This window comes from Helicobacter pylori (assembly GCF_017594925.1).
Classification (GTDB): Bacteria; Campylobacterota; Campylobacteria; order Campylobacterales; family Helicobacteraceae; genus Helicobacter; species Helicobacter pylori_DP.
Genome location: NZ_JAALNT010000008.1, coordinates 1 through 16,503, shown reverse-complemented (window position 1 = coordinate 16,503; position 16,503 = coordinate 1). Strand labels below are relative to the sequence as shown.

Sequence of the window (16,503 nt, the reverse complement as noted above, 5' to 3'; positions counted from 1 at the left end):
TAAAATGAATTAAAATCAATTGTAGCGCACCCAAACTAAAAGCGTTTGTTTTCAATGAAGCTCCTTTTCTAATAAGTTTTTTAACGCAAAATAGGTTTCATTAAGATCCATCCCGCACACCCTAGTTTGAGCGATAACGCTCATAAAATTGCTATCGCCTAAAAACCTAGGCACTAAATGCATGTGCAAATGCTCAGGAATCCCTGCTCCGGCGTTTCTGTGCAAATTCAAACCTAAATTGATCCCTTGAGCGCCATAAGCATACAATGCTTTTAACACTTTAGGCACTAATGCATTTATGTTGAGCCAAGTATTCAGATCTAAAAGTTCCACGCTCGCTTGATGCGCATGGGGAATGATCAACAAATGCCCCGGGTTATAAGGGTAGGCGTTCATCACCACAAAGAGATCGCTATTTCTATAAAGCACTCTGTTTTCTGGATCTTTTGTGGGGTTTTGAGAAATCTCGCAAAAGACACAACTCTTATTTTTCTCTTTCAAATAACTTTCGCGCCAAGGAGCGTATAAATGTTGCATGTTCATTTCCTAAATGTAATTGGGGGCGTCATTAGCAAATAAAATCAAATCGCCTTGAATCGTGGTGGCTTGTAAGATATTTTCCAATTGCGCCTTATCCTTGAGTAAGATTTTTTGGGGGGTTTTCAATTGGGAAGCAATCGTTTTGGAATTCAACTCCCCTGTGATGATAGCGACATCAAAAACCCCATCTATTTTTTGCGCTAAAGCCTCATTACTTTCCACATTGCTTTCCACTAATCCCGGTGTTACGATGACTTTACGCCCTTGATGCAAACTCGCTAAACGAATGCCCTCTAACATGCCCTTTAAATTCCCATTAAAGCTATCGTCTATGATGATTTTTTGATTCACTTCCAAAAGTTGCAAACGATGGGCAATAGGGTTGAGTTCCAAAACAAGCCGTTTGATCCTTTCTGTCTCTAAGCCTAGATGCTTAGCGATTAAAATGGCTGAAGCGATATTATAAGCGTTAAATCTGCCTAAAACCTTCGTTTCAAAGCTTTCCCAAACACCATTGATAAGCGTTTCAAAAGAAGTGCCTTTTAAAGTGGATTGGATGTTTTTAACCAGGCTAGAAACATCTATTAAAGGGCTATCTTTAGGGGCATAGGGTTTGATTTTTTCCACAGAGTAACAAAAGGCTTTTTCTAAGCGTTTGGAATCCAATAATTCCGCTTTAGTCTCGCAAATATTTTCTAAAGTTTTAAAATATTCTAAATGCTGTTCGCCCACTTCTGCGACCACGGCAAGGTGCGGTTCAATGAGACGGGTGATTTCTTTAATATCGCCCTTATTCCTTGCCCCGGCTTCAGCGATATAAATTTCACTCCTATCGTCTAAATTCTGGTTAATATCGTTCGCAATGCCTAAAAGGGTGTTGACACTTTTAGGGCTTGCATGCGCGTTGAATTGGGTTTGTAAGATTTGATGCAAGAAATTTTTGGTGCTGGTTTTCCCAAAACTTCCGGTAATGGCGATGACTTTTAAATTCTTTAAAGAGGCGATTTTGTCTTTAGCGGTTTGCAAATACTGCTTGGATAAGACTTTTTCAAAGATTAAAGAAGCGCTTAAAACGAATACAAACAAACACAAATAGCCTAGCGCGAGTGAAATCCCATTCAAAGGGACTAATTCTGTATTTAAGATTTCATGCAAGATTAAAAATAGCAATAAGAAAATAAAAAAGCGCTTTACTCTTGGCGTGAAAACTAAAGGCTTGTCGTTACGTTTGGCCCAAACAATGAGCATGGGCATTTGAATAACGCCGCAAAAGAAATCAAAAACAAACGGCATTTTGAAAGCATACGATAGGATAAACACCCCTAAAGGCAATAAAAAATAAATCCCATGCCAACGCATTTTGTGGTGCTTAGTTAAGATCCTAAACACGCTGTAATGATACCATTGCAATAAAGTCATTATATAATAGCCAAGCCCTGTTATAAAGAGCCAACGAAACGCTAAATTCAGCCAACTAAGACTTTGCATGATGATAATTCTCCACTAGTTTTTCAATCTCTTTTGCTTGGTTTAAAAAAAAGAAATGATCCCCTTCTAAAACGAATAACGCGCTTCTTTTCAATAAGGTTTGCATTTTTTGAGCGGAGCTTAAGGGGGTTGCTTTATCATCTTTACCCCAAAATAATAAAACTTCTTTCTCGCATCGTTTGAAATGATCGCTAAAGTCTTCGCTAATTACTTTTTTAAAGGTTTCATACATCACTTGATTAAGCCCCATAGCGTCCTTACTCCTCAAAAACCCTAAATTCAAGCCTAATTTTTTAAAGATTTTAGCTAAAAGGATTTTACAACGCACTTTTAAGGGTTTTGGCTCTAAGATCCCCGCGCTGCTCAATAAAACCATCCGTTCGTTTTCACACAAGATCGCTACTTTCCCTCCAAAGCTATGCCCAAAAACGACATGCGCTTTTTTACCCACGCTTTTTAAGAATAAATTAATGATATTAGCATAATCTTTAGTTTCTAAGACTTTTTCATCGTTAGGGCTTTGATTGAAGCCGGGCAAATCCACATACAAATGATTATAATTTAAAAAACAGCCTTGAAACGCTTGTTGCATGATTTCTTTAGAACTCCCCCAACCATGCAAAAACAAGGCGTTTAAAGGGCTATGGTGGTCTGTAAAAGTGTAGGAAATGTCAAAAACGCTATCCAAATAAGCGATACTGCGTTTGGCCATTACTTATTCTTTTGGATTTGCAACAAATAAGAGTTTTTGATTTGGATTTTAGGGGTTTTGGGTAATGATTGCGCTAAATTTTCTAGCGTTGTTTTAAAATCATCGAACAAATAATTGGCCAAACTGCCAGGAATGGGGTTGATCTCATTAAGATACACTTCATTTTCTATGACAAAAAAATCGCAACGAATGATTGCACCATCAAACAAATCGTTATAGAGTTTTTTAAAATTCTCTTTTAGTTGTTCTTCTAGGGCGTTAGAAAGGTTCGCTTTAGGGGCTTTATTGCGTGAAAAATCCAAATATTTTTGTTTGAAATCTAAAAATTCTTGTTTGCTAGGCTCTTCCACATAAGAAAAACAAAAATCCTTTTTGATCTTACAGCCGGCTAAATTGTATTCTTTCACGCCTTGAATGAAAGGCTCTATTAAAACTTCTTTAGAATATTCAAACGCGCTGTCTAAAGCATAAACCAATTCTTTTTCTTCTTTCACAACATTCACCCCTAAAGAACTTCCGGCGTTACTGGGTTTGACAATGAAAGGGAAATTAAACCCAATCAAATCCAGGGCGTTAGCGCGGTTTTTTTCATTCAAAAGAACATAATCTAAAGCCTTTATTCCTAAGTCTTTGGCGTAAAGCTTGGTTAAATATTTGTTATAACTCAGCACGCTCGCTTCAATCCTAGGGCCTATAAAAGCGATACGATAAAATTCTAACAAGCTCGCTAATTTCCCGTCTTCGCCATCGCCCCCATGCACAAGATTGATCACTAAAGGCAGTTCTATTATCTTAGCGCCTAAGAACGAGTTTTTGAGCAAACCATTATGCGTGAGCATCAAGGGAGATAATTTTTTTTCTTTGATTTGAGCGAAGTATTTTGAATGCATGTTAGATGCTTCAATCAAATAAAAATGATGGTTTTCATCTAAAAAAATAAAATATTTAATCCTATCCTTTAACACTTCTTTAAGCGCGATCGCGCTCACAATGCTGATTTCATGCTCAAAACTCGCCCCACCAAATAAAACGCAAAACTCCACGATCAAACTCCCTAAAAACGATTGCAATAAAGTCTATCTACATTTACCTAAAAAAAGGCTTTTGAATTTTCTTAAAATTAAAGTTTAATGTTAAAAAATCCTAAAATATGGATGACTAATAACGCGCTCAAGCCGGCTAAAACACCCGCTAATGCGTCATCAGCCACAACCCCTAAACCCCCTTTAACTTCTTTGTCTATTTTGCCAATGAGTGAGGGTTTAGTGATATCATAGATCCTAAAAAAGATAAAACTCAAAACCACACCCGCTAACGATAGCCCACTAATCGCCATTGCAAGCCACATGCCCACTAATTCGTCTATCACAATGTAAGAGCTGTCATGCCTCTTACTCTCTTCTTCTTCCTTGTCTATTTGAGTAATAGCGATAAGCCCAACAAAAATCGCCCCTAAAAACAAAGTGTTAGCCGAAAAAGCTAAAATGGGTAAGCCTAATAACAACGCCACCAAACTCCCTATCGTTCCAGGAGCTTTTTTAGAATACCCGCTAAAAAAAAGGGTTAGAAAACACGCACGCCAACCAAATTTATCCAATCATTGCCTTAAATTCTTTTTAAATCATGGCATTTTAGCATTTTATTTGCATTAAAAAGCGAATTTATTGAACAATAAGGCTTAATTTTAAGCGCGTTTTAGTATGATAACTTTTAAATTCTCTCAAAAATTAAAGGTTAATTTTAATGTTGCTTTTCACTCCAGGCCCTGTAGCCATTAATGAAGAGATGCGCTCAAGCTTTTCTCAGCCAATGCCCCACCACCGCACCAAAGATTTTGAAAAGATTTTCCAAAGCGTGCGGGAAAATTTGAAAAAAATGACCGGTTTAGAAGAGATTTTGCTTCTAAGCAGCAGCGGGACAGGGGCTATGGAAGCGAGTGTGATTTCCTTGTGTCAAAAAGAGTTGCTTTTTGTTAATGCGGGTAAGTTTGGCGAAAGGTTTGGCAAGATCGCTAAAGCCCACTTTATCAAAGCCCATGAATTAGTCTATGAATGGGACACGCCCGCTCAAGTGGATGAAATATTAAACGCGCTTAAAGCCAACCCTAATATTGATGCGTTTTGCATTCAAGCATGCGAGTCTAGTGGGGGGTTACGACACCCTGTAGAAAAAATCGCTCAAGCGATCAAAGAAACTAACCCGAATGTTTTTGTGATTGTAGATGCGATCACCGCTTTAGGGGTTGAGCCTTTAGAAATAACGCATGTTGATGCGCTCATTGGAGGGAGTCAAAAAGCGTTCATGCTGCCTCCTGCGATGAGCCTAGTCGCATTGAGCCAAAAAGCCATTGATCGCATAGAAGAACGCGATGTGGGGTTTTATTTCAATTTAAAGAGCGAATTGAAAAACCAAAAAAACAACACCACAAGCTACACCGCTCCTATTTTACACACTTTAGGGTTGCAACGCTATTTTGAATTGGTGCAGAATTTAGGAGGCTTTGAAGCGCTCTATCAAGAGACTAAAAGAGCCGCTTTAGCCACTCAAAAAGCCGTTTTAGCGCTCGGTTTAAAGATTTTCCCTAAAAGCCCGAGCTTGAGCATGACAACGATTGTTAATGAGCATGCCAAAGAATTAAAAAACCTTTTGAAAGAAAAATACCAGGTGCAATTTGCGGGCGGTCAAGAGCCTTATAAAGATATACTCATTCGCATCAACCACATGGGGATCATTCCTGTCTATAAAACCGCCTACGCCTTAAACGCCCTAGAGTTAGCCTTAAACGATTTGGATTTAAGGGAATTTGACGGCACGGCGAACGCAACTTTTTTGAAGCAATATTATGAAATTTAAGGATCACAATGCATTATTCTTATGAAGCCTTTTTAAAAGACAGCCTAGCATTAGCTAAACAAGTGGAGTGCCTTTGCGGTATCCCAGAAGCCCTTGTGTGCGTGATGCGAGGGGGCATGACCTTGACGCATTTTTTGAGTTTGCACTGGGATTTAAGGGAAGTTTATGGCATCAATGCGATTTCTTATGACACCACCCACCGACAAAACGCCCTAAAAATTGAAAATATCCCCACGATTAAAGAGCGTCTAAAAACCATTTTAGTAGTAGATGAAATCGTAGATAGCGGTAATTCTTTAGAAGCGGTGCTTAAAGTGTTGCAAGACAAACACCCTGATAAAAAGTTTTATAGCGCGAGTTTGTTCCAAAAGACAAGCGCGAAATACAAAGCCGATGCGTTTTTAAAAGACGCTCCTGAATGGATTGATTTCTTTTGGGAAGTGGATTTGAAAAACTTGAAAAGCCACTGACATGCAAGTTAAAGAAAACAAACAACTCTGCTTGATCTCATTAGGTTGCTCTAAAAACTTGGTGGATTCAGAAGTGATGTTAGGCAAGCTTTATAACTACACGCTCACTAATGACGCTAAGAGCGCTGATGTGATTTTGATCAACACTTGCGGTTTTATTGAAAGCGCTAAACAAGAGAGTATCCAAACCATTCTCAACGCCGCCAAAGACAAAAAAGAGGGGGCGATTTTGATTGCGAGCGGGTGCTTGAGCGAGCGCTATAAAGATGAAATCAAAGAGCTAATCCCTGAAGTGGATATTTTTACCGGCGTGGGGGATTATGACAAGATTGATATTTTAATCGCTAAAAAACAAAACCAGTTCAGCGAGCAAGTGTTTTTAAGCGAGCATTATAACGCGCGCATCATCACGGGATCGAGCGTGCATGCGTATGTGAAAATTTCTGAGGGCTGTAACCAAAAATGCTCTTTTTGCGCTATCCCTAGCTTTAAGGGGAAATTGCAAAGCAGGGAATTAGACTCCATTTTAAAAGAAGTGGAGGATCTAGCCTTTAAAGGCTATAAGGATATGACTTTTATCGCTCAAGATTCTAGCTCATTTTTATACGATAAGGGGCAAAAAGACGGCTTGATCCAGCTTATTAAGGCGATTGACAAACAGCAAGCCTTAAAGAGCGCGCGTATTTTATACCTCTACCCCTCTAGCACCACTTTAGAGCTGATTGGCGCGATTGAAGACTCGCTTATTTTTCAAAATTATTTTGACATGCCCATCCAGCACATCAGTGATTCCATGCTTAAAAAGATGCGGCGCAACTCCAGCCAAGCGCACCATTTAAGGCTTTTAGATGCTATGAAACAGGTTAAAGAAAGCTTTATAAGAAGCACGATCATTGTAGGGCATCCAGAAGAAAATGAGGGCGAATTTGAAGAATTGAGTGCGTTTTTAGACGAGTTCCAGTTTGACAGATTGAATATTTTTGCTTTCAGTGCGGAAGAAAACACGCATGCCTATTCTTTAGAAAAAGTGCCTAAAAAAATCATCAACGCCCGCATCAAAGCCTTGAATAAAATCGCTTTAAAACACCAAAACCATTCTTTTAAGGCTTTATTGAATAAGCCCATTAAGGCGTTAGTGGAAAATAAAGAGGGCGAGTATTTTTACAAAGCAAGGGATTTGAGATGGGCGCCTGAAGTGGATGGGGAAATTTTAATCAATGACAGCGCCTTAACCACCCCTTTACAACCCGGGCATTATACAATTGTGCCTAGCGCGTTTAAAGACAATATCTTACTCGCTAAGGTTTTAAGCCCTTTTTAAAAGTTAGCCATAAGGTTAAAAGTGCGGCTAGAGCGCACCTAGAGTGTGGGGGTTTGCGTTTTTTTTTTTTTGTTAAAATGCTTCAGAAAAATTCGGCATGAGGGCAAAAATGAAAAACATTTATCTTAATGTGAAAGCCAGTATTGAAAATCTCCAAAATATTTTTAAAAACACTGATGACAAAGATGAAAAACTAAAGCGATTCAACCAAGAAGCGTTGGAGGTGTTTCAAAAATTAGAATTTGAAAGTTTAAAAGAGCTTGAAAGTTTAAAAAATAATGAAGAGTGGGAAAATTTTACCATTGCCTTTTATGGGGAAACCGGTGCGGGGAAATCAACCCTCATTGAATGCTTGAGGCTGTTTTTTAAAGAACAAAGTAAAGTAGTTCAACAAGAACGATTCAAGCGGCTCTATGCAGAGAAAAATCATAGAGGTAGCGGGCATGCTCTTTTGGAGCTAGAAAAATTCCAAGATGGAGCGATCATAGGCGATGGGAGGAGCGATTTCACTACAGAAACCAAATCTTACACCCTCAAACACAACAACAAAACCTTTACTTTGCTGGATGTTCCAGGGATAGAAGGCGACGAAAAAAAAGTTATTCAGCAAATTTCTAACGCTACACAAAAAGCCCATGCTATTTTTTATGTTACCAAAAAGCCCACCCCTCCGCAAAAAGGAGAAGAGAGAAAAGAAGGGACGATTGAAAAAATCCAAAGACAGCTTGATTCGCAAACAGAGGTATGGGCGATTTTTAACAAACCGATTAACAACCCAAGAGCTTTCAAAGATGGGCTTATTGATGAAAGCGAAAAAGAAAGCTTAAAAATTTTAAATAAAGAAATGAAAAACATTTTAGGCAAACACTACATGGGGCATCAAATAGTCAGCGCCCAAATGGCTTTCTATGGTCTTGCATCGGCGTTGCTGCCAGAAAGTGATTTTTACAAAAACAAACAAAAATTTTTAGATTTTTTTAAAGCGGAAGAATGGTTATTGTATAAATCCCGTTTCCAACAATTAGGTGGATTTATAACCGAAGCGCTTCTTGAAAACTCACGCAAAAAAATCATAGAATCCAACTGCAACAAAGCCTTAAAAGCGATAGAACAATTGCAAAAAGCGATAGAAATTACGATTGAAAAACAGATCGATCCAGGGATTAAAGAAACACAAGAACACCAGCAAGAAGCTCGCTTTAATTTGGATCGTTCTAAAGAAAAATATATATTAAATTTAACCAATTCAGTATTCATAGAAATAGAGCGATTCAAATCTGATTTTAGAGAAGAAATGCATGCACGCATTGATGACGACATTGAAAATGATGAACTTAAAACAATATTTAAACATGAACTCCAAAAAGGCATGGAAAAATCGGGTGAAAACATAAAACGGCGTTCTAATGAATGCAAGGAACGATTTGTTGAAGAGATAAAAAAAGATATTGAACAATTTGAAGAAAGAGTTAAAGATTCTCTAGCGATTACAGAACGCATCGGTATTAATAATTTTAGTCTTAATCCTAATTTTAATATTGATAGCGGCATTGATACAATGGGCTTATTGGCTTCAATAGGAGGTTTGGTGTTGCTTTTAATAACGCCTATAGTGGGTGAGTTTGTGCTAATTGCAGGAGTGGGTTTAGCATTTGTGGGGATAGTTAAATCAGTGTGGAGTTTTTTTGATTCAGACTATAAAAAATCCCAACAAAGAAAAGAAGTGGATAAGAATTTAGATAAAGCTTGTGAAAAAATTACAAAAGATGTGAGAAACCAAATTAAAAGTGGCAAAAAAGGCGCATCTGAAATGATTGAGAATTTAAAAGCCAGTCTTAATCTCGTTGTTCGTTACGAGCGCATGAGGGAAGGGCTAATAAAAGCCGGCGAAGACTTATGGTGCTTAGCTGATCGCATCAAAACCACATCAAAACAAGGAGCATGCAATGAAGAATGAAACGCTAGAACAATTTAAAAGAAACCAAAAGAGGAATCAAGAAATTCTTAAAAAATTACTTGATTTTGTCCATACTGGGGAAGAATACGGCATCAAGGTTGAAGAGTCTCTCAAAGACAAGATCCGTAATGTGATGAAAGATGTTTCTGGTCAAAAACTGAAAGTGGCTTTAGTGGGAGGTTTTTCTTGTGGGAAAACATCCATAGCGGCAGCTTGGATCGATCGGCTAGATGAGAACATGAAGATAGACCACAAAGAATCCAGCGATGAAGTTAAAGTCTATCACATAGACGATGAAATTGAGCTGGTTGACACCCCGGGACTATTCGGGTTTAAAGTGAAAACACACGATAGCGACAAAAACAAAAATAGAACGCTATAAAGATATTACCAAAAAATATGTCAGCGAAGCCCATCTCATTTTATACGCGCTCAACCCGTCAAACCCCATCAAAGAAAGCCATAAGGACGATTTGAACTGGTTGTTTAGGACGCTCAATCTTTTATCCAGGACGATATTTGTCATCAGCCGTTTTGATGAAGAAGCGGATATTGAAGATGAAGAAGATTACAACAAAAGATTTAAAATCAAAAAAGAAAACATTCAAAACCGACTGAATGATCTCATTTCTTTAAGCGAAAAAGAAAAAGAGGGTTTGATTATTGTTGCTGTTGCGGCAAACCCTTTTGATTTGGGGGTGGAACACTGGCTAAAGCATAAAGAAGAGTTTCAAAAACTCTCACACATCAAAGCCTTGCAAGACGCGACTCAAAAAAAGATTAAAGAAAATGGCGGGAAATTAACCATCATAGAAGAAACCAAAAAAAGCGTCATTCAAGATGTGGTCTATAGGCAAATGCCGCTTGCAAAACAAGCGTTGCAAGATATTAATAGAGAAATGGAATATTTGAATAGAATGATTGAAAAAAGGCGAAAGGAAATTCAAGATTTAAATAAAGAAATTTCTCAAGCCCGCATTCATTTAAGAGAATTTATAATAAGGTATTTCAGCGATCTCATCCTTCAAGTTTCTGGCACTAGTCTAGAAACCTTTAATGATTTCGCTATGAGAGAAATAGGCGATGAAGGCCTCAATATAGAAACAAGAGTCCAAAATGCATTTGAAAGAGAAACGCAAGGGATATTCAATGAATTGGCTAAAATTGAAACGGGTTTTAATGCCGATTTGAATTTTTTTGAAAAACATGCCGGAACATTGGGGAAAATTGGAATCAATTTTTTAAATCAAACTGGCTAGAGACGCGCTAGTGGCTACGGGAAAATTTGTGGGCATAGATTTGGCTTTGAAATTCAAACCTTGGGGCGCTGTAAACTTGGCAGGCAGCATAAACAAAGGTTTACCGTTTATTGGTCTTGCTTTTGAAGTGTGGGATTCTTGGAAAGAAAGCCAAAAAATAGAAAAACTTGAAAAAGCTAAAGAAGAAATGAAATCCCATTTTGACGGACAAAAACAAGAAATTTTAGCTCTCATCAATGATGAAGCCAAATTCAAACAAACATGTTTTCCGAGCGTGTTTGAACTAGAAAAATGCATTCAAGCATGCGAAGAAAATATTAAAAAAACGCAAGAGTGCGCTCAAGGACTGGAAAAATAGATTCAAACTGGCGAAGATTTTATTAAGGGCGAAGATTTCATAGATGTTGAGCCTGAAGAGGAATGAACTGAAATTGTGCTAGAATTTCAAAAACGCATCAAAAAGGCTTTTTGGCTGAGCTTGAAACGGACTAATCCAACAAGCGGTATTTTAAATCTTTCAATAAGGAAAGGCGATGTTTTCTAAAATTTGCGCATCTTTTAAGCTTGCCAACGCATTCAAAGGCTTTATATGCAAACGCATTTCAAGCCCTGGGCAAAGCACTCGCATTGCCAATATGATTTGGGATATAAAAAACGCTTTCAATGACGATAAAGATCCATTGAATAACGCTTGTGAAGCTTTGGATTTGGTAGTGAAGTTTAAGAAAGAGCACCCGCAAGATTTTAACGAATTGTTTGAAATTTTAAAAGATCTCATCCAAGAATACGAACAAAATCCTGACGAGATCAAGCAAAATCTCAAAGAAATCCTAAAATAAACTCAAGGCATGAACCATCTTTTAATCCTTTATAACCCTTATTATCAAAAAGATGTGATCCAACAACATTTAAGCGTTTTACAGGAAAAATCCCAAGTGGGCTTTGGTAAAATCCGATCAAAGCTCAACGATCAAGAAAAGCACGACTCTTTAGAAGAGATTTACAAAGCCACCAACGAAAAAAATTTTTTGCAGCTTTTTTTGACCGATTACGCTAATTTATTTGCCGCTAAGGTGATAAAAGTTTCTAAAGAGATTGATGAGAGTTTGATCCCTAGCTATATATAAAGAAAAAAATTTGGAAGTGGAAGACTTTTTTATTATTAGCGATTTAAGGGAATTAGTCAGGGAAGACTTCAGCCTTTTAAGGGATCAATTTTTAGCCAATTTTATCGCCCCAAACAACCACACTTACGCCATTTATGGGAATAATTATGTCTATCCTTTGCCGGTGAAGCTAAAAGAAGAGCGTTCTTATTTTTTAGGCGATGAAAAGCATTATCTGAGCGTGTATAAAAGCAAAGAATATTTAATGATGCAAGAAAATTTCATGCGTTTTGTTTTTGGCAAAAGGCTTTTTTACCTCTTACACCCTGACAGCATCAATAACATCATCCATGCCGAATTAGAGCTTTTACAAAGCGAAAACGATCTTTTGAATGATTTTACCAGCATCATCGTCAAATACTCCAAAACCTTAGAATACGAAATTTATACTTTTGCTAAACAAGTTCTTTTAAAGGCTTGTAAAAACGATCCCAGCCTTTATGATTTAGTTTATGAAGTCCAAGGAAGAACTCTTATACTTAAAGATTTTTTCACTCAAAAGCCCAATCTTGGGAGCATTAAATTTTTACTCAAACACGAAAAAATCCAATGCCATTTAGAAGAAAACTTAAATAGATTCATCAATTATCCTTTTTCAAGAAGCCTAAGCCTCATTCAAGAGATCCGCAACGAAGCCGTCCATCAAAAAGCTCCAGGTTTGAATGAAGTGGAAAAACTCAGGAATGAAATTTTAGGCATAGAAAGTGCAAGCTTACTCAAAGGCATTTTAACCCACAAGGAAACTTCATAAAAGCGCAACCCATTCAGCATGCGTTTAGCAACGATTTGATAGCGCGAGATTTTAAAACTTATTTAGAGCCTTTAAGAGAGGGGAAAAATTTATTGGGTTTTTCAGGTGGGTTGGATTCCACTTGCTTGTTTCATCTCTTAGTTGGAGAAAACATCGCTTTTGACATCGCTTTAGTGGATTATAACACGCAAAAACAACGCCTTGAAATTATTCAGCACGCTCAAAAACTTGCCCAAACACACCATAAAAAATGCTATATCCATTACGCCCCAAAAATCGCGCGCAATTTTGAAATGCAAGCGAGAAAGATCCGTTATGATTTTTTTGAAACCCTAACAAAAGAGCATTCTTACAAGCATTTGATTTTAGCGCACCACTTGAATGACAGGCTGGAATGGTTTTTGATGCAATTAAGCAAGGGAGCCGGACTAAACACGCTTTTAAGCTTTCAAGTTTATGAAAAAAGAGAATCTTATGCGATCGTTCGCCCCTTGCTCTACACCCCTAAAGACACCCTTAAAACGCTCGCTAAAGATCATAAATTTTTTGAAGATGATTCTAATTCTTCTTTAAAATTCAAACGCAATTTTTTCAGGAAACATTACGCTAACTCCTTGATGCAAGATTATTCTAAGGGCATTATCCAAAGTTTTAAATTTTTGGATCAAGAAAAAGAGCGGCTTTATCCTTTGATGATTGTTTCACAAAGGCATGGGATCACTTTTTTCAAGCATTCGCAAAACGCGCTGTTTATGGTGGATAAAATCTTAAAGCAGAAGGGGTATGTGTTGAGCTTTTCTCAAAAAGAAGAAATCAAACGCCATTTTTTTAGCCTAGAAATCGCTCAAAAATTCATCATTGAAAGCGATAAAGAGCATGTATTTATCGCTCTTAAACCCCCAAAAACTTTAAGCATGCCAAAGGATTTTAAAGACAGGGCTAGGCGGTTGAATATCCCTAAACGCTTAAGGCCTGTTTTATACGCAGAGTTTTTAAAACAACCAACGCATGATTTTTTAACCCGTTTTAAACAGAGTTTAATCAATCTATAAAAAAGCTTCATTTTAATCAAGCGCTAATTTTAAAGCGCTTTTTAACCTTGATTGTGTCAAAATACAGCAAAAACTTTGATATGGGAGCGGATGGACTTTAAGAATAAAAAATGGCTTTTTCTAGCCCCTCTAGCAGGCTATACGGACTTGCCTTTTAGAAGCGTGGTGAAAAAATTTGGCGTGGACGTTACCACAAGCGAAATGGTGAGTTCGCATTCGTTGGTGTATGCGTTTGATAAAACTTCTAAAATGTTAGAAAAATCCCCTTTAGAAGATCATTTCATGGCGCAAATTTCAGGCTCTAAAGAGGGCGTAGTCAAGGAAGCGGTGGAGAAAATCAACGCTTTAGATCATGTGAGTGGGATTGATTTTAATTGCGGTTGTCCTGCCCCTAAAGTGGCTAATCATGGTAACGGGAGCGGACTATTGAAGGATTTAGACCACTTGGTGAAGCTTTTAAAAATCATCAGAGAAAACACTAATAAAAAAATCACAAGCGTGAAAGTGCGTTTAGGCTTTGAAAAGAAAATCCCCCAAGAAATCGCTCATGCCTTAAATGATGCACCGGTGGATTATGTGGTGGTGCATGGGAGGACACGAAGCGACAAATACCAAAAAGACAAAATAGATTATGAAAGCATCGCTTTAATGAAAAAGATTTTAAAAAAGCCGGTGATAGCCAATGGCGAAATTGACAGCGTGAAAAAAGCCTTTGAAGTCTTGCAAATCACGCAAGCGGATGGGCTAATGATAGGGCGAGCAGCCTTAAGAGCCCCATGGATATTTTGGCAAATCAGAAACAACACCACAAAATTACCCGCAGTCGTGAAAAAAGACCTGGTTTTAGAACATTTTGATAAAATGGTGGAGTTTTATGGGGATAGGGGGGTAGTGATGTTTAGGAAAAATTTGCATGCTTACGCTAAGGGCGAGATGCAAGCGAGCGCGTTTCGCAACTGCGTCAATACCCTTACAGAAATAAAGAGCATGCGAGAGAGCATAGAGGAATTTTTTAATCAAGAAATGTTGCAAAGTGAAGTGCCATTATGGGTAGAATTGAATCAAAAAAGCGTTTGAAAGCGTTCATTTTTTTAGCGAGTTTGGGGGTTTTGTGGGGCAATGCTACTGAAAAAACGCCTTTTTTTAAAACGAAAAACCACATTTATTTGGGTTTTAGGCTAGGCACAGGGGCTAATGTGCACACAAGCATGTGGCAAAAAGCCTATAAAGACAACCCCACTTGCCCTAGCAGCGTGTGTTATGGTGAGAAATTAGAAGCCAATTATCAGGGGGGTAAAAATTTGTCTTATACCGGGCAAATAGGCGATGAAATAGCTTTTGATAAATACCATATTTTAGGCTTAAGGGTGTGGGGGGATGTAGAATACGCTAAAGCGCAATTAGGTCAAAAAGTGGGGGGTAACACCCTTTTATCCCAAGCCAATTACAACCCAAGCGCGATTAAAACCTACGATATTGCTTCAAACGCTCAAGGCTCTTTGAATTTGCAAAAAACCCCAAGCCCTCAAAACTTCCTTTTTGATAACGGGCATTTCATGGCGTTTGGTTTGAACGTGAACATGTTTGTTAACCTCCCTATAGACACCCTTTTAAAACTCGCTTTAAAAACAGAAAAAATGCTGTTTTTTAAAATAGGCGTGTTTGGTGGGGGTGGGGTGGAATACGCAATCTTATGGAGTCCTAGTTATCAAAATCAAAACACGCAACAAGATGATAAATTTTTTGCAGCGGGTGGGGGGTTTTTTGTGAATTTTGGAGGCTCTTTGTATATAGGCAAGCACAACCGCTTCAATGTGGGGCTAAAAATCCCTTATTACAGCTTGAGCGCGCAAAGTTGGAGAAATTTTGGCGCTAGCAATGTGTGGCAGCAACAAACGATCCGACAAAACTTCAGCGTTTTTAGGAATAGAGAAGTTTTTGTGAGCTACGCGTTCTTGTTTTAGTGTGGCTTCGTTCTCATTAAATATTGCTTATAAAATTCAAAAGATGATTTTATCGTTACAAAAATCAACGCTTCAAAGATAAATAGATTAAAATACTCCAAAATCTTTTTTTTTTTTTTTTTGAAATCCAATCAATTTATAGTAAAATTAGGTTCATTGTAAATATATTATCACTTCATGATATTCTTACAACAAAAACATTACTTTAAGGAACATTTTATGAAAAAACGATTTTTACTCTCTCTCTCTCGCTTCATCGCTTTTAAACGCTGAAGACAACGGCTTTTTTGTGAGCGCCGGCTATCAAATCGGCGAAGCGGTGCAAATGGTCAAAAACACCGGTGAATTGAAAAACTTGAACGACAAATACGAACAATTGAGCCAGTATTTGAATCAAGTGGCTTCGTTGAAGCAAAGCATTCAAAACGCCAACAACATTGAGCTGGTCAATAGCTCTTTAAACTATTTAAAAAGCTTTACCAACAACAACTACAACAGCACCACCCAATCGCCCATCTTTAACGCCGTGCAAGCCGTTATCACTTCGGTATTGGGTTTTTGGAGTCTTTATGCGGGGAACTACTTGACTTTTTTTGTGGGTAATAAGGATAGTGGACGAGCTAATGTCCAAGGTAACCCTCCTTTTTCAACGATTATCAAAAACTGCTCAGGAATTGAAAACTGCGCTATGGATCAAACCACTTACGACAAGATGAAAGAACTTGCTGAAAGACTCCAAGCAGCCCAAACAAACTCTGCCACTAAAAGCAACAATCTTTGCGCTTTATCCGGATGCGCCACAACAGAAGGTTCAAACTCGCCAAGCTCAACCGTAAGCGACGCTCTTAACTTGGCGCAACAGCTTATGGATTTAATTGCAAACACTAGGACTGCTATGATGTGGAAAAATATCGTCATCAGTGGTGTTTCAAACGCACCCAGTGCTATCGAATCCACTGGCTACCCAACG

The 16,503-nt window shown here is 38.0% G+C and carries 13 protein-coding genes and 3 pseudogenes; 11 read left to right on the top strand and 5 right to left on the bottom strand.

Annotated features, from left to right (window positions below):
- Positions 1-51: 51 nt before the first annotated feature.
- The 5 genes from G6069_RS04200 to G6069_RS04180 all read right to left on the bottom strand — a co-directional run bounded on the left by G6069_RS04200 (position 52) and on the right by G6069_RS04180 (position 4,337).
- On the bottom strand, positions 52-537 hold the full coding sequence (locus G6069_RS04200) for an HIT family protein (RefSeq protein ID WP_165520882.1): 486 nt from the start codon (positions 535-537) through the stop codon (positions 52-54).
- 9 nt (positions 538-546) lie between these two features.
- The gene (locus G6069_RS04195; protein ID WP_197293476.1) at positions 547-2,028 is read right to left on the bottom strand and encodes a Mur ligase family protein; all 1,482 of its coding nucleotides are present in this window, start codon (positions 2,026-2,028) and stop codon (positions 547-549) included.
- Positions 2,015-2,740: a lipase EstV gene (gene estV / locus G6069_RS04190; RefSeq protein WP_120952999.1), complete on the bottom strand. Its 726-nt coding sequence runs from the start codon at positions 2,738-2,740 to the stop codon at positions 2,015-2,017. Before estV ends, G6069_RS04195 begins: the two co-directional genes overlap by 14 nt.
- Positions 2,740-3,783, bottom strand: a complete 1,044-nt coding sequence (locus G6069_RS04185) for a D-alanine--D-alanine ligase (protein WP_197293500.1) — start codon at positions 3,781-3,783, stop codon at positions 2,740-2,742. Before G6069_RS04185 ends, estV begins: the two co-directional genes overlap by 1 nt.
- Before the next feature lie 77 nt (positions 3,784-3,860).
- Positions 3,861-4,337 carry a phosphatidylglycerophosphatase A family protein gene (locus G6069_RS04180; RefSeq protein ID WP_000357110.1) on the bottom strand — a complete coding sequence of 159 codons (477 nt, stop codon included), beginning with the start codon at positions 4,335-4,337 and terminating at the stop codon, positions 3,861-3,863.
- A 146-nt stretch (positions 4,338-4,483) separates the two neighbouring features.
- On the opposite strand from G6069_RS04180, the gene G6069_RS04175 reads away from it, so the two are divergent.
- The 11 genes and pseudogenes from G6069_RS04175 to G6069_RS04115 form a co-directional block, all read left to right on the top strand.
- Positions 4,484-5,593, top strand: a complete 1,110-nt coding sequence (locus G6069_RS04175; RefSeq protein WP_197293475.1) for a pyridoxal-phosphate-dependent aminotransferase family protein — start codon at positions 4,484-4,486, stop codon at positions 5,591-5,593.
- Positions 5,594-5,601: 8 nt separating this feature from the next.
- Positions 5,602-6,063 carry a phosphoribosyltransferase gene (locus G6069_RS04170; RefSeq protein WP_197293474.1) on the top strand — a complete coding sequence of 154 codons (462 nt, stop codon included), beginning with the start codon at positions 5,602-5,604 and terminating at the stop codon, positions 6,061-6,063.
- A 1-nt stretch (position 6,064) separates the two neighbouring features.
- Positions 6,065-7,384: a 30S ribosomal protein S12 methylthiotransferase RimO gene (rimO, locus tag G6069_RS04165; RefSeq protein ID WP_197293473.1), complete on the top strand. Its 1,320-nt coding sequence runs from the start codon at positions 6,065-6,067 to the stop codon at positions 7,382-7,384.
- A 109-nt stretch (positions 7,385-7,493) separates the two neighbouring features.
- Positions 7,494-9,341, top strand: coding sequence for a GTPase (locus G6069_RS04160; RefSeq protein WP_197293472.1), 1,848 nt, complete (start codon positions 7,494-7,496; stop codon positions 9,339-9,341).
- A pseudogene (locus G6069_RS07970) lies at positions 9,331-11,024 on the top strand (LeoA/HP0731 family dynamin-like GTPase). The gene G6069_RS04160 and the pseudogene G6069_RS07970 overlap by 11 nt, the downstream one beginning before the upstream one ends.
- Positions 11,025-11,187: 163 nt before the next feature.
- Positions 11,188-11,439, top strand: coding sequence for a hypothetical protein (locus G6069_RS04140; protein WP_331459018.1), 252 nt, complete (start codon positions 11,188-11,190; stop codon positions 11,437-11,439).
- 9 nt (positions 11,440-11,448) lie between these two features.
- Positions 11,449-12,517 (top strand): annotated as a pseudogene (locus tag G6069_RS04135) (HP0729 family protein).
- A gap of 35 nt (positions 12,518-12,552) precedes the next feature.
- Complete coding sequence (tilS, locus tag G6069_RS04130; RefSeq protein ID WP_197293468.1) at positions 12,553-13,569, top strand: tRNA lysidine(34) synthetase TilS; 1,017 nt, start codon at positions 12,553-12,555, stop codon at positions 13,567-13,569.
- A gap of 90 nt (positions 13,570-13,659) precedes the next feature.
- On the top strand, positions 13,660-14,646 hold the full coding sequence (locus G6069_RS04125) for a tRNA dihydrouridine synthase (protein WP_197293467.1): 987 nt from the start codon (positions 13,660-13,662) through the stop codon (positions 14,644-14,646).
- Positions 14,616-15,533 (top strand): outer membrane beta-barrel protein, encoded by a 918-nt coding sequence (locus tag G6069_RS04120; protein ID WP_197293466.1) that lies wholly within the window; start codon positions 14,616-14,618, stop codon positions 15,531-15,533. The genes G6069_RS04125 and G6069_RS04120 overlap by 31 nt, the downstream gene beginning before the upstream one ends.
- A 235-nt stretch (positions 15,534-15,768) precedes the next feature.
- Positions 15,769-16,503: pseudogene (locus G6069_RS04115) on the top strand (SabA family sialic acid-binding adhesin); the annotation flags it as partial.

Coding starts and splice junctions, on each gene's coding strand:
- G6069_RS04170 (WP_197293474.1), top strand. CDS start 5,602: ATGCATTATTCTTATGAAGCCTTTTTAAAAGACAGCCTAGCATTAGCT.
- G6069_RS04125 (WP_197293467.1), top strand. CDS start 13,660: ATGGACTTTAAGAATAAAAAATGGCTTTTTCTAGCCCCTCTAGCAGGC.
- G6069_RS04200 (WP_165520882.1), bottom strand. CDS start 537: ATGCAACATTTATACGCTCCTTGGCGCGAAAGTTATTTGAAAGAGAAA.
- G6069_RS04195 (WP_197293476.1), bottom strand. CDS start 2,028: ATGCAAAGTCTTAGTTGGCTGAATTTAGCGTTTCGTTGGCTCTTTATA.
- rimO (WP_197293473.1), top strand. CDS start 6,065: ATGCAAGTTAAAGAAAACAAACAACTCTGCTTGATCTCATTAGGTTGC.
- estV (WP_120952999.1), bottom strand. CDS start 2,740: ATGGCCAAACGCAGTATCGCTTATTTGGATAGCGTTTTTGACATTTCC.
- G6069_RS04160 (WP_197293472.1), top strand. CDS start 7,494: ATGAAAAACATTTATCTTAATGTGAAAGCCAGTATTGAAAATCTCCAA.
- G6069_RS04175 (WP_197293475.1), top strand. CDS start 4,484: ATGTTGCTTTTCACTCCAGGCCCTGTAGCCATTAATGAAGAGATGCGC.
- G6069_RS04120 (WP_197293466.1), top strand. CDS start 14,616: ATGGGTAGAATTGAATCAAAAAAGCGTTTGAAAGCGTTCATTTTTTTA.